The sequence below is a fragment of the Kitasatospora purpeofusca genome (assembly GCF_042691725.1).
GTDB lineage: Bacteria > Actinomycetota > Actinomycetes > Streptomycetales > Streptomycetaceae > Kitasatospora > Kitasatospora purpeofusca_B.
In genome coordinates, this window is the sequence record NZ_CP170483.1 from 1120477 (window position 1) to 1135667 (window position 15191).

The window sequence follows — 15191 nt, forward strand, 5'->3', positions numbered from 1 at the left end:
TTCCGTTTCACGGTCTTCGAGGAGCTGACGAGTGATGGAGAACGAAGCGAAGCTTCGCGACTACCTCAAGCGGACAACCGCCAATCTGCGCGTGGCCCGCCAGCGTCTGGAGGAGCTCCAGGACAAGGAGCACGAGCCGATCGCCGTCGTGGCGATGGGCTGCCGCTTCCCGGGAGGCGTCCGGACCCCCGAGGACCTGTGGGACCTCGTCGCCGAGGGCCGGGACGCGATCACGCCGTTCCCCACCGACCGCGGCTGGGACCTCGACACGCTCTACGACCCGGACCCGGACCGCGCGGGGCGGACCTACGTCCGCGAGGGCGGGTTCCTCGACGACGTCGACCGGTTCGACGCCCCGTTCTTCGGCATCTCGCCGCGTGAGGCACTGTCGATGAACCCCCAGCAGCGGCTGCTGCTGGAGGTCGCCTGGGAGACGCTGGAGCGCGCCGGGGTCACGCCCGTCTCGCTGCGCGGCTCGCGGACGGGCGTGTTCATCGGGGCCACCGACTTCGACTACGGCAGCAACGTCACCGACCTCCCGGAGGGGCTGGAAGGCCAGATGTCGCTGGGCGCCTCCGGCGCGATCCTGTCCGGCCGCGTCTCGTACACCCTCGGCCTGGAGGGGCCCGCGCTCACGGTCGACACCGCCTGCTCGTCCTCGCTGGTGGCCCTGCACCTGGCCTGCCAGTCGCTGCGCAAGGGCGAGTCGTCGATGGTGCTGACCGGGGGGACGACGGTGATGGCCACCCCGACCGGGTTCATCGAGTACAGCCGTCAGCGCGCCCTGTCCCCGACCGCCCGCTGCCGGGCGTTCTCCGAGGCGGCGGACGGCACCGTGTGGGCGGAGGGCGTCGGTGTGCTGCTGCTGGAGCGGCTGTCGGACGCGCGGCGCAACGGGCACCCGGTGCTCGCGGTCGTCCGGGGCAGCGCGATCAACCAGGACGGCGCGAGCAACGGCCTGACCGCCCCGAACGGCCCGGCCCAGCAGCGGGTGATCCGGGCCGCGCTGGCCGACGCCCGGCTCAAGCCCGAGCAGGTCGACCTCGTGGAGGCGCACGGCACGGCGACGACGCTGGGCGACCCGATCGAGGCCGGCGCCCTGCTGGCCACCTACGGCCAGGGCCGGCCCGTGGAGCGGCCGCTCTGGCTGGGCTCGCTGAAGTCCAACCTCGGGCACTCGGCCGCGGCCTCCGGCGTGGCCGGGGTCATCAAGACGGTGATGGCGCTGCGGCAGGGTGTGCTGCCGCGCACGCTGCACGTGGACGAGCCATCGCGGAAGGTGGACTGGGAGTCGGGCGCGGTGCGGCTGCTGATGCGGGAGCAGCCGTGGCCGCAGGGCGAGGAGCCCCGGCGGGCCGGCGTGTCCTCCTTCGGTGCCAGCGGCACCAACGCCCACACGATCATCGAGGAGGCTCCGGCGGACGACCCCGAGGACGGGGCGGCCGAGGAGCAGGGCGGGCCCGCCGTTGCCGCCGCGCTCCCGGGCTCGGGTGTGGTGCCGTTGGTGGTGTCGGCGCGCAGTGCCGGGTCGCTGCGCGGCCAGGCCGAGCGGCTCGCCGCCCAGTTGACCGCCGGTGGACCGGAGTTGGGCGAGGTCGGCTACTCCCTCGTCTCCTCGCGCGCGGTGTTCGAACACCGCGCCGTGGTGCTCGCCACGGACACCGCCGACGCGACCGCCGGCCTGGCGGCACTGACCGAGGGCACCCCCGCCGACAACGTCACCGCAGGGGTCACGGGCCCGGTCGGCCGCCGGGTGTTCGTCTTCCCCGGCCAGGGCTCCCAGTGGGCCGGTATGGCCGTCGAACTCCTCGACTCCTCACCGGTGTTCGCCCAGCGCCTCGCCGAATGCGAGCAGGCCCTCACCCCCTACGTCGACTGGTCCCTCGAAGACGTACTCCGCGAGACCCCCGACGCGCCCTCGTTCGACCGCGTCGACGTCGTCCAACCCGCCCTCTTCGCCGTCATGGTCTCCCTCTCCGCCCTCTGGGCCTCGCTGGGCGTGGTGCCGGACGCCGTGGTCGGCCACTCCCAGGGCGAGATCGCCGCCGCCTGCGTGGCGGGAGCCCTCACCCTGGAGGACGCCGCACGCGTCGTCACCCTGCGCAGCCAGGCCATCCGCGCCCTGTCCGGCACCGGCGGCATGATGTCCGTCTCCCTCCCCCAGGACCAACTCCACCAACGCATGACCCCCTGGGGCGACCGCATCTCCCTCGCCGCCGTCAACGGCCCCACCTCCATGGTCGTCGCCGGCGAACCCGAAGCCCTGCGCGAACTCCAGGCCACCTGCGAAACCGACGGCATCCGCGCCAAGATCATCCCCGTCGACTACGCCTCCCACTCCGTCCAGGTCGAACGCATCCGCGAAGAACTGCTGGAGGCGCTGGCGCCGATCGAACCGCGCTCCGTGACCGTGCCCTTCTACTCCACCGTCACCGGCGCACCCATCGACACCGCGAGCCTGAACGCCGAGTACTGGTACACCAACCTCCGCCAAACCGTCCAACTCGACGCCACCACACGCGCCCTGGCCCAGGACGGCTTCAGCGTCTTCATCGAGGCCAGCCCCCACCCCGTCCTCACCATGGCCCTCCAGGAAACCCTCGACGACGCCGACACCGACAGCGTCGTCACCGGCACCCTGCGCCGCGGCGAAGGCAGCCCCGCCCGCCTCCTCACCTCCGCCGCCCACCTCTTCGTCCACGGCATCACCATCGACTGGCAGGCCGCCTTCGGATCGGGCGTCCGACGCACGGTGGAACTGCCCACCTACGCCTTCGAACACCGCAGCTACTGGCTCGAACCCGCGACCACCACCGCCACGACCGCCACCCCCGGCACCGACCCCGTCGAAAGCGCCTTCTGGGAAGCCGTCGAACGCGAGGACCTCGACACCCTCGCCACCACCCTCGAACTCGACGCACCCGACAACCTGCTCTCGCTGCTGCCCTCCCTCGCCTCCTGGCGACGCCGCAGCCGCGAACAGGCCGTCACCGACTCCTGGCGCTACCGCATCACCTGGAAGCCCCTGGCCGATCCCAGGACCACCGTGCCGCCGGGCACCTGGCCGGCCGTGGTTCCCGCCGGCGTCCCCGAGGCGCTGCAGGTGATCGAGGCGCTGCGTGACCAGGGCGTGGACGTGGTGCCCCTGGAGGTGAAGCCGGCGGACGCCGACCGCGACGCGCTCGCCTCGCAGCTGCGGGAGGCGCTGGACGGCACGGCCCCCACCGGGGTGCTCTCCCTGCTGGCCCTCACCGAGGGCCCGCACCCGGGCTGCCCGGAGCTGCCGGCCGGACTCGGCCTCACCCTGACGCTGATCCAGGCACTCGGCGACGCGGGCATCGACGCCCCCCTCTGGCTCGCCACCCGCAGCGCCGTCACCACCGCCCCCGCCGGCACCGCGGGCACCGACCGGCCGGTCGACCCCGTGCAGGCCGCCGTGTGGGGCCTGGGACGGGTCGCCGCCCTCGAACACCCGCAGCGCTGGGGCGGCATGATCGACCTCCCCGAGAGCCTGGACCGCCGCGCCGCCGCGCTGCTGTGCGCGGCCCTGGCCGGCCCCGAGGACGAGGACCAGCTCGCCGTGCGCGGCACCCGGCTCCTCGTCCGCAGGCTGGTCCGCTCCTCCCTGGCCGCGGCCGACCCCGTCCCGGCCTGGAAGCCCCGCGGCACCGTCCTGATCACCGGCGGCACCGGTGGCATCGGCAGCCGGACGGCCCGGTGGCTGGCCCGCAACGGCGCGGAACACCTGGTCCTCACCAGCCGCAGCGGAGCGGCGGCCCCCGGCGCGCGGCAGCTGGAGGCCGAGCTGACCGAACTCGGCGCCCGCGTCACCCTCGCCGCCTGCGACGTGACCGACCTCGACGCCCTGAACGCACTGGTCCGGGAGGTGGAGGCCGACGGGTCGCGGATCCGCACCGTGATGCACATCGCCGGCGCGGGCGTGCTCGTGCCGCTCGCGGACACCGACCTCCTGGAGTTCTCCGACACCGCCCACGCGAAGATCGTGGGAGCGGCCAACCTGGACGCGGTGTTCGACGGCTCCGACCTGGATGCCTTCGTGCTCTTCTCCTCCATCTCCGCGGTCTGGGGAAGCGGGGACCACGGCGCCTACGCGGCGGCCAACGCGTACCTCGACGGCCTCGCCGAGCGGCGCCGGGCCCGGGGCCTCGCCGCCACCTCGGTGGTCTGGGGCATCTGGAGCCCGGAGGACGGCGGCGGCATGGCCGCCAACCTCGCCGAGGAGCAGCTGCGCGGCCGCGGCATCCCGTTCATGTCGCCGCGGCTGGCCATCGACGCCTTCCAGCAGGTCCTGGACCGCGACGAGAGCGTGGTGGTCGTCGCGGACGTCGACTGGGAGCGGTTCGTTCCGGTGTTCACCTCCGCCCGGCCCAGCCCGCTGCTCGGCGAGGTGCCGGAGGTGGCCAGGATCCTCGCCACCGAGGCCGCCCCGGCCGAGGCCGGGGCCGACGACTCGTCGATCCGCCTGCGGCTGACCGGACTGTCCGCCGAGGAGCGCCGGCGCGCCCTCTCCGAGCTGGTGTGCACCCAGATCGCCTCGGTCCTCGGATACCCCGGCCCGGCGGCCGTCGACGAGTCGCGGGCCTTCCGGGAGCTCGGATTCGACTCGCTGAGCGCCGTCGACCTCCGCAACCGGCTGAGTGCGGCGACCGGGCTGCGCCTGCCCGTCACGGTGGTGTTCGACTACCCGCGGGCCCGCGCGCTGGCCGAGCACCTCGGCGCCGCGCTCTTCCCCGACCAGGGCCGCACGGCCCCGACCGACCCCGCCGAGGCGGAGGTCCGGGAGCTGCTGGACTCCATTCCGCTGCCGCGGCTCCAGGAGTCCGGACTGCTCGACGAACTCCGCAGGCTGGCCCAGTCGCCCGACACCGATTCCGCCGCGGTGCACGGCGACGGCGACTCCGAGGGCGCCATCGACGATCTGGACGTCGACGGGCTGATCCGCATGGCGTACGACAAGTGACCTCTGAGAAGAAGCAAAGAGCGGAGCAGATGATGACGAGCGCCGATGACAAGATCGTCGGAGCGCTGCGCGAGTCTCTGAAGGAGACCGAGCGGCTGCGGCGGGCCAACCAGCAGCTCACGGCGGCGTCACGGGAGCCGATCGGCATCGTCGCCATGAGCTGCCGCTACCCCGGGGTCGGTTCCCCGGAGGAGCTGTGGGACCTGGTCGCGGAGGAGAAGGACGCCATCTCCGGGTTCCCCGTCAACCGCGGCTGGGACCTGGACGGGCTCTACGACCCGGACCCGGACCAGCACGGCAAGGTCTACACGACCGAGGGCGGCTTCCTGCACGACGCCGACCGTTTCGACCCGGCGTTCTTCGGCATCTCGCCGCGTGAGGCCAGTGCCATGGACCCGCAGCAGCGGCTGCTGCTGGAGACCTCCTGGGAGGCCTTCGAGCGGGCCGGCATCGACCCCTCGTCCCTGGGCGGCAACAAGGTCGGCCTCTTCGTCGGAGCGGCGTACCAGGGCTGGGGCCTCGACTACCAGAACGTGCCCGACGGTGTGCAGGGCCACCTGGTCACCGGCATGTCGACCAGCGTCATCTCCGGCCGCGTCTCGTACACCCTCGGCCTGGAGGGCCCCGCCGTCACGGTCGACACCGCCTGCTCGTCGTCGCTCGTGGCCCTGCACCTCGCCGTCCAGTCGCTGCGGCAGGGCGACTGCGCCATGGCCATGGTCGGCGGCGCCGCGATCATGGCCGACCCGCTCGGCCTGGTCGGCTTCAGCCGCCAGCGCGGCCTGGCCCTGGACGGTCGCTGCAAGGCGTTCAGCGAGGACGCCGACGGCATGGGCCTCGGCGAGGGCGTCGGTGTGCTGCTGCTGGAGCGGCTGTCGGACGCGCGGCGCAACGGGCACCCGGTGCTCGCGGTCGTCCGGGGCAGCGCGATCAACCAGGACGGCGCGAGCAACGGGTTGAGCGCGCCCAACGGTCCGGCCCAGCAGCGGGTGATCCGGGCCGCGCTGGCCAATGCCCGGCTCAAGCCCGAGCAGGTCGACCTCGTGGAGGCGCACGGCACCGGGACGACGCTGGGCGACCCGATCGAGGCCGGCGCCCTGCTCGCGACGTACGGCCAGGGCCGGCCCGCGGAGCGGCCGCTCTGGCTCGGCTCGGTCAAGTCCAACCTCGGGCACGCCCAGGCCGCGTCCGGCGTGGCCGGGGTCATCAAGATGGTGATGGCGCTGCGGCAGGGTGTGCTGCCGCGCACGCTGCACGTGGACGAGCCGTCGCGGAAGGTGGACTGGGAGTCCGGCGCGGTGCGGCTGCTGACGCAGGCCCAGCCGTGGCCGCAGGGCGAGGAGCCCCGGCGGGCCGGCGTGTCCTCCTTCGGCGTGAGCGGCACCAACGCCCACATCGTCCTGGAGCAGGCGCCGCCGGAGGAGCCGGCCGCCGTCGAGGACCACCCGTCCGTCCTGGGGGCGGGTGTGGTGCCGTTGGTGGTGTCGGCGCGCAGTGCCGGGTCGCTGCGCGGCCAGGCCGAGCGCCTCGGCGCCCAGTTGGCCGCCGGCGGAACGGAGTTGGGCGAGGTCGGCTACTCGCTGGTCTCCTCGCGCGCGGTGTTCGAGCACCGCGCCGTGGTCCTCGCCACGGACAGCACCGACGCGACCGCCGGCCTGGCGGCACTGGCCGAGGGCACCCCCGCAGACAACGTCACCGCAGGGGTCGCGGGCCCGGTCGGCCGCCGGGTGTTCGTCTTCCCCGGCCAAGGCTCCCAATGGGCCGGCATGGCCGTCGAACTCCTCGACTCCTCACCCGTGTTCGCCCAACGCCTCACCGAATGCGAGCAGGCCCTCGCCCCCTACGTCGACTGGTCCCTCGAAGACGTACTCCGCGAGACCCCCGGCGCGCCCTCGTTCGACCGCGTCGACGTCGTCCAACCCGCCCTCTTCGCCGTCATGGTCTCCCTCTCCGCCCTCTGGGCCTCGCTTGGAGTTGTACCGGACGCCGTGGTCGGCCACTCCCAGGGCGAGATCGCCGCCGCCTGCGTCGCCGGAGCCCTCACCCTGGAGGACGCCGCACGCGTCGTCACCCTGCGCAGCCAGGCCATCCGCGCCCTGTCCGGCACCGGCGGCATGATGTCCGTCTCCCTCCCCCAGGACCAGCTCCACACCCGCATGACCCCCTGGGGCGACCGCATCTCCCTCGCCGCCGTCAACGGCCCCACCTCCATGGTCGTCGCCGGCGAACCCGAGGCCCTGCGCGAACTCCAGGCCGCCTGCGAAACCGACGGCATCCGCGCCAAGATCATCCCCGTCGACTACGCCTCCCACTCCGTCCAGGTCGAACGCATCCGCGAAGAACTGCTCGAAGCCCTCGCCCCCGTCGCACCGCGCTCGGTACGCGTGCCCTTCTACTCCACCGTCACCGGCGCACCCATCGACACCGCCACCCTCAACGCCGAGTACTGGTACACCAACCTCCGCCAAACCGTCCAACTCGACTCCACCACACGCGCCCTGGCCCAGGACGGCTTCAGCACCTTCATCGAGATCAGCCCCCACCCCGTCCTCACCATGGCCCTCCAGGAAACCCTGGACACCACCGACACCGACAGCGTCGTCACCGGCACCCTGCGCCGCGGCGAAGGCGGCCCCGCCCGCCTCCTCACCTCCGCCGCCCACCTCTTCGTCCACGGCGTCGCCGTCGACTGGCAGGCCGCCTTCGGATCGGGCGTCCGACGCACGGTGGAACTGCCCACCTACGCCTTCGACCGCCGTAGCTACTGGCTCGAGGACAGAGGCACCACTGCGGCGACCGCCGTCCTCGGGGCCGGCCCGGTCGAGAGCGCCTTCTGGGACGCCGTGGAGCGCGAGGACCTGGACTCCCTCGTCACCACCCTCGAACTCGACGCACCCGACGACCTGCTCTCGCTGCTGCCCTCCCTCGCCTCCTGGCGACGCCGCAGCCGCGAACAGGCCGTCACCGACTCCTGGCGCTACCGCATCACCTGGAAGCCCCTGGCGGACACCGAGTCCGGCACTCCCTCGGGAACGTGGCTGCTGGTGACACCCGCCGGCCGGTCCGGGACGGGCCCGGTGGCCGATGCCCTCACCCGGCAGGGCATGACCCTGCTGCCCCTGGAAGTCGGCGCGGACGACACCGACCGCGAGGCGCTCGCCACCCGCATCCGGGAGGCGCTGGACGGCACGGCCCCCACCGGGGTGCTCTCCCTGCTGGCCCTCACCGAGGGCCCGCACCCGGGTCACCCGGAGCTGCCGGCCGGATTCGCCCACACCCTGACGCTGATCCAGGCACTCGGCGACGCGGGCATCGACGCCCCCCTCTGGCTCGCCACCCGCAGTGCCGTCACCACCGGCAGGCCGGAGTCCGTCGCGGACCCGCTCCAGTCCATGATCTGGGGCCTCGGACGGATCGCCGCGCTGGAGTACCCCCAGCGCTGGGGCGGCATGATCGACCTCCCCCCGGCCCTCGACCCCGTCTCGGCGGCACGACTGGCCACGACGCTGGCCGGTCGGCACGACGCGGAGAACGAGATCGCCGTCCGCACCTCCGCGACCTTCGGCCGACGGCTCGTCCGGGCCGCGCCGGGCGGGGCGGAGCGCGGGGCGTGGCAGCCCCAGGGCACCGCGCTGATCACCGGCGGCACCGGCGGCCTCGGCGGTCACGTCGCCCGGTGGCTGGCCGGCAACGGCGCCGAGCACCTCGTCCTCGTCAGCCGCAGCGGAGCGGCGGCGCCCGGGGCGCGGCAGCTGGAGGCCGAGCTGACCGAACTGGGCGCCCGCGTCACCCTCGCCGCCTGCGACACCGCCGACCGCGACGCCCTGGCCGGGCTGCTCGACCGCCTCGACGCCGAGGGCTCCCCGGTGCGGTCGGTCTTCCACACGGCCGGTGTCCTGGACGACGGGGTCATCGACACCCTCACCGCGGACCGGGCCCGCACCGTGCTGCGGCCCAAGGTGGACGCCGCGCTGAACCTGCACGAGCTGACCACGGGCCGGGAGCTGACCGCCTTCGTGCTGTTCTCCTCGTTCGCGGGCACGCTGGGCGGCCCCGGCCAGGGCAGCTACGCGGCGGCCAACGCCTTCCTGGACGCCCTGGCGCAGCAGCGCCGCGCCGCCGGTCTGGCGGCCACCTCCGTCGCCTGGGGCCCCTGGGCCGGCGGCGGTCTGGTCGACGACGCCACCGAGGCGCGGCTGCGCAAGGGCGGCATGCCCGCGATGCAGCCGGCGTCGGCGATCGCCGCGCTCCAGCAGGCCCTCGACCTGGGCGACCCGTTCGTGGCCGTGGCCGACATCGACTGGGAGCGGCTGACGGCCTCCTCGCCCGCCGGCCCCGCCGCCCCCGCGCTCGCCGAGCTGCCCGAGGTGCGCGGCGTCCTCGGCGCCGCCACCGGATCGGGCGCAGCGGCCGGCGGGAGCGGGAACGGCGGCGACTCCCCGTTGGCGCAGCAGTTGGCGGGCCTGTCGGACGACGAGGCGACCCAGGCCCTGGTGGAGCTGGTCAGCGCCCAGGTGGCCACCGTGCTCGGTTACGCCGGCCCGGAGTCCGTCGAGGAGGGCCGGGCGTTCCGCGAGCTGGGCTTCGACTCGCTCACCGCCGTCGACCTGCGCAACCGGCTGTCGGCCGCGACCGGAATGCGGCTGCCGGTCACCCTGGTCTTCGACTACCCGTCGGTCACCGCGCTGGCCCGGCACCTGCACACCGAGCTGGTCGGCGCCCGGCCCGCCGCGCCCGCGCCGGTGGTCGGCACCGCGGCCGTCGACGACGACCCGATCGCGATCATCGCGATGAGCTGCCGGCTCCCCGGCGGCGTGACCACCCCCGAGGAACTGTGGGAACTGGTCGACCAGGGCCGCGACGCGGTCGCCGGCTTCCCCACCGACCGGGGCTGGGACATCGAGGGCCGCTACGACCCGGACCCCGACAAGCCCGGCACCTTCTACGCGCGCGGCGGCGGCTTCCTCTACGACGCCGACCACTTCGACCCGACGTTCTTCGGCATCTCCCCGCGCGAGGCGCTGGCGATCGACCCGCAGCAACGACTGCTGCTGGAGACCAGCTGGGAGGCCATCGAGCGGGCCGGCATCGCGCCGGAGTCGATGAAGGGCACCGCGGCGGGCGTGTTCATCGGCGCCAGCTACAACGACTACGGGTCCCGCTTCCAGCAGGCGCCCGAGGAGTTCGAGGGCTACCTCGCGACGGGCAGCGCCAGCAGCGTCGCCTCCGGGCGGGTCTCCTACACCTTCGGTCTCCAGGGTCCCTCGCTGACCGTGGACACGGCCTGCTCCTCCTCGCTGCTCGCACTGCACCTGGCCGCGCAGTCGCTGCGGCAGGGCGAGTGCTCGATGGCGCTGGCCGGCGGTGTGGTCGTGATGTCCACCATGGACAGCTTCATCGAGTTCAGCCGCCAGCGGGCCATGTCCCCCGACGGCCGCTGCCGGGCGTTCTCCGCCCAGGCGGACGGCGCCGGCTGGTCCGAGGGCGTCGGCATGATCCTGCTGGAGCGGCTGTCCGACGCACAGCGCAACGGGCACCCGGTGCTCGCGGTGCTCCGGGGCTCCGCCGTCAACCAGGACGGCGCCAGCAACGGCCTCACCGCCCCGAACGGACCCGCGCAGCAGCGCGTCATCCGGACGGCGCTCGCCTCCGCCGGACTCTCGCCGGCGGACGTGGACGCGGTGGAGGCGCACGGCACCGGCACCCCGCTGGGCGACCCGATCGAGGCCGGGGCCCTGCTCGCGACCTACGGCCAGGGGCGGCCCGCCGACCGGCCGCTGTGGCTGGGGGCGCTGAAGTCCAACATCGGCCACACGCAGGCCGCGTCCGGCGTGGCCGGGGTCATCAAGACGGTGATGGCGATCCGGCAGGGTGTGCTGCCGCGTACCCTGCACGCCGACGAGCGCTCCGAGAAGATCGACTGGTCGGCGGGTGCGGTCGAGCTGCTGACCGAGGCGCGGCCGTGGCCGCGGACCGGTGCCCCGCGCCGGGCCGGTGTGTCGGCCTTCGGTGTCAGCGGCACCAACGTCCACCTGATCCTGGAGCAGGCACCGGAGGTTGCCGACGAGGCGTCGGCGGCCCCGGGCAACGGCTCCGTGGTGCCGTGGGTGCTGTCCGGCAGGTCGGCGGCGGCGCTGCGGGCCCAGGCCTGGCGGCTGCGTGAGCAGGTGACGGCCTCGCCCGAGCTGTCGCCCGTGGACGTGGGCTTCTCGCTGGCGACCGGCCGGACGCCGTTCGAGTACCGGGCCGCCGTGGTCGGGCGCGAGGTCGAGGAGTTGCTGCGCGGTCTGGAGAGCCTGGCCGACGGGCACAGCGACGGTACGCGACCCGTGTCCGGCCGGACGGCGTTCCTGTTCACCGGTCAGGGCGCTCAACGAATCGGCATGGGCAAGGAGTTGCACGCGGCGTTCCCCGTGTTCGCGGCCGCCTTCGACGAGGTCTGCGCCGTGGTCGACGGCCATCTCGACCGGCCGCTGCGCGAGGTGATCTTCTCCTCCGACGCCGACCTGCTGGAGGGCACCGGATACGCGCAGGTCGCACTGTTCGCGATCGAGGTCGCGTTGTTCCGCCTGGTCGAATCCTGGGGCGTGCGCGCCGACTTCCTCGTCGGCCACTCCGTCGGTGAACTCGCCGCCGCCCATGTCGCCGGTGTGTGGTCACTCGCCGACGCGTGTGCGCTGGTGGCCGCCCGCGGCCGTCTGATGCAGGCCCTGCCCAGCGACGGTGCCATGGTCTCCGTCATCGCCTCCGAGGACGACGTCCTGCCGTTCCTGGCGGGTCACGAGGACCGGGTGGATATCGCCGCCCTCAACGGCCCCACCTCCACCGTCATCTCCGGAGACGAGGAAACGGTCCTGGCCATCGCCGAAGCGGGCGGCTGGAAGTCCACCCGCCTGCGCGTCAGCCACGCCTTCCACTCCCCCTTGATGGAGCCGATGCTGGAGGAGTTCCGCCAGATCGCCCAGGGCCTGGAGTACCACGAGCCCACGATCGCGCTGGTCTCCAACGTCACCGGTGACGTGGCCGATCCGGAACTCGTGTGCTCGCCGGAGTACTGGGTGCGGCATGTCCGCGAATCCGTCCGCTTCCACGACGGCATGACGACCCTGGGTGCGCGCGGCGTGACCCGGTTCGTCGAGCTCGGCCCGGCCGGTGTCCTCACCGCCATGGGCCAAAGCTGCGTCGCCGAAGGCGAGTTCATCCCCCTCCTCCGCAAGGACCGCCCCGAGGAAGAATCCGCCATCACCGCGCTGGGCCGCCTCCACACCACCGGCCTCACCGTCGACTGGAACACCGTCTTCCCCGACGCCCACCGCGTCGACCTGCCCACCTACGCCTTCCAACGCGACCGCTACTGGCTCGACGCCCCACAACACACCGGAGACGTCACCCAAGCCGGCCTCGACACCACCGGACACCCCCTCCTCGGCGCGGCCCTCCCCCTCGCCGACAGCGACCACCTCATCCTCAGCGGCCGCCTCTCCGTCCGGACCCAACCCTGGCTCGCCGACCACGCCGTCTCCGGCGTGATCCTCTTCCCCGGCACCGCCTTCCTCGAACTCGCCCTCCAGGCCGCCGACCGCGTCGGCTGCGACCAGGTCGACGAACTCACCCTCGAAGCACCACTCGTCCTCCCCGAGCGCGGCGCCGTCGTCCTCCAGATCACCACCGAAGCCCCCGACGACAACGGCACCCGCACCATCACCATCCACTCCCGCCCCGAGAACACCCACCCCGACCACCCCTGGACCCGCCACGCCACCGGCGTCCTCGGCCAGGGTGCGCAGGAGGGCTCGTACGACCTCCAGACCGCCTGGCCTCCCGAGGGAGCCACGCCGATCGAGGTCGACGACCTCTACCAGCGCTTCGCCGACGGCGGCTTCGCCTACGGCCCCGCCTTCCAAGGCCTCCGCAAGGCCTGGCTGGTCGGCGACACCGTCCACGCCGAGGTGCGGCTGCCCGACGACCAGCAGACCGCCGCCACCTCCTACGGCCTCCACCCGGCCCTGCTCGACGCCGCGCTGCACACCATCGGCCTGAGTCCGGCACTCCAACTCGACGGGGGGAAGCTGCCGTTCTCGTGGACGGGAGTCGCCCTGCACGGTTCGGGCGCCGGCGAGGTACGGGTGCGGCTGACGCCCGTCGGCTCCGACACGGTGTCGCTGACCCTGTCGGACTCGATCGGCCGGCCGGTGGCGACGGTCGACTCGCTCGCCCTGCGGGCGCGGCCCGAGCGACTGGGCGCTTCCGGCGCGGACGACTCCCTGTACGTCCTCGACTGGGCCGAGCTCGGGGCGAACGCCGACGCGGCGCCGTCCACCGCCACCACGGGCTGGGCCCTGCTCGGTGGCGACGGCTTCGGCGTGGCGGCGGCGCAGGGGCTGCCCGCCTACCCGGATCTGGACGCCCTGGCCGCCGCCACGGACCCGGCGGCACCGCCGGAGTGCGTCCTCGTCACCTGCCCGCCGCAGCCCGCCGGGGCCGGCGATCCGGCCGCCTCGGTGCGCACGGCCCTCGGCCGGGCGCTGGAGCTGGTCCAGGGGTGGCTCGCCGACGAGCGGTTCGCCGCCTCGCGGATGGTCTTCCTCACGCGCGGCGCCGTTGCCGCCGCTCCCGCCGAGCAGGTGACCGATCTTCCGCACGCCGCGGTGTGGGGACTGGTCCGCTCCGCGCAGTCGGAGAACCCGGACCGGTTCGTCCTGGTCGACCTCGACACCGAGGGCAGCCTGCCCGCCCGCCTGATCGAACTCGTCGACGACGAACCCCAGTTGGCACTGCGCGACGGTTCTGTTCGCGCCGCGCGGCTGGCCCGCGTCCCCGCCCGGTCCGCTCCCGCCGAGCAGCCGGCCCCCGACTGGGGCGCCGGTACGGTGCTGGTCACCGGCGCCACCGGCGCCATCGGCGGTGTGATGGCGCGCCACCTGGTCGCCGAGTGCGGCGTGCGCCACCTGCTGCTGACCAGCCGGCGCGGCGCCGACGCCGACGGCGCGAAGGAGCTGTGCACCGACCTGACGGCGCTCGGCGCCGACGTCACCCTCGCCGCCTGCGACGTCGCGGACCGCGAGGACCTGGCCCGGCTGCTGGCCGGCGTCGGCAGCGCGCACCCGCTCACCGCGGTCGTGCACACCGCCGGCGTGCTGGACGACGGAGTCGTGAGCGGGCTCACCCCCGAGCGGGTCGACCGGGTGCTGCGCCCCAAGGTGGACGCGGCGGTCAACCTGCACGAGCTGACCCGCGACCTCGGCCTCTCCGCCCTGGTGCTGTTCTCCTCCATCGCCGGCACCTTCGGCGGCATGGGCCAGGGCAACTACGCGGCGGCGAACGCGTTCCTCGACGCCTACGCCACCCACTGCCGCGCCCAGGGCTTCCCCGTCCAGTCGCTGGCGTGGGGCCTGTGGGAGCAGCGCAGCGAGATGACCGGAAAGCTGGCCGACGCGGACCTCTCGCGGCTGGCGCGCGGCGGCATCGTCGCGTTCTCCTCCGCCGAGGGCGCCGCGCTGTTCGACGCGGCGCGGGCGCTGGACGCGCCGGTGCTGCTGCCGATGCGGCTGGACGTCGCGGCCCAGGCCGGCGGCCCCGGCCCGGTGCCGCCGCTGCTCCGCGGTCTGGTCCGGACCCCCGTCCGTCCGGCGGCCCGCCGCAGCGCGTCCGGCGGCGGCACGGCCGCCGCCGACGCCGCCGACGGGCTGATGCGCCGGCTGGCGGGGATGTCCGAGGCGGAGCGCGGCCGGGTGCTGCTGGACCTGGTGCGGAGCCAGGCGGCGAGCGTCCTCGGATTCACCGACCCGAACGCGATCGACGTCGACCGCGGGCTGCTGGAGATCGGCTTCGACTCGCTGACCGCCGTCGAACTGCGCAACCAGCTGGGCCGGGTGACCGGACTGCGGCTGCCCGCCACCCTGCTCTTCGACTACCCGACGACGAGCGCGATCGCGGAACACCTGGCGGACTCGGTCACTCCGGCCGAGCGGGCGGCCGTCCCGCTGGTCTTCCCCGAACTCGACCGGCTGGAGCAGGACCTGCCGCGGGTGGCCGCGGACGAGGCCGCCCGGACCAGGCTCGCCACCCGCCTGCAGGACCTCCTGTCGAAGCTGGGCCACGCCCAGGACGCGGTGGGCGACCTCGCGGAGGCCGGACTCGATTCGGCCTCCGACGACGAGATCTTCGACTTCATCGAGAACGAACTCGGACTTTCCTGAAGAAAGCGGCG

2 protein-coding genes are annotated in these 15191 nt (G+C 73.9%); both read left to right on the forward strand.

What is annotated here, in order from left to right; all coding sequences use genetic code 11:
- The first annotated feature begins 31 nt into the window (after positions 1–31).
- A complete protein-coding gene (locus ACFCLZ_RS04860; protein WP_380283415.1) occupies positions 32–4981 on the forward strand; it encodes a type I polyketide synthase in 4950 nt (1649 codons plus the stop codon).
- Positions 4978–15180, forward strand: coding sequence for a type I polyketide synthase (locus tag ACFCLZ_RS04865; protein ID WP_380283416.1), 10203 nt, complete (start codon positions 4978–4980; stop codon positions 15178–15180). Before ACFCLZ_RS04860 ends, ACFCLZ_RS04865 begins: the two co-directional genes overlap by 4 nt.
- The last annotated feature ends 11 nt before the right edge of the window (positions 15181–15191 follow it).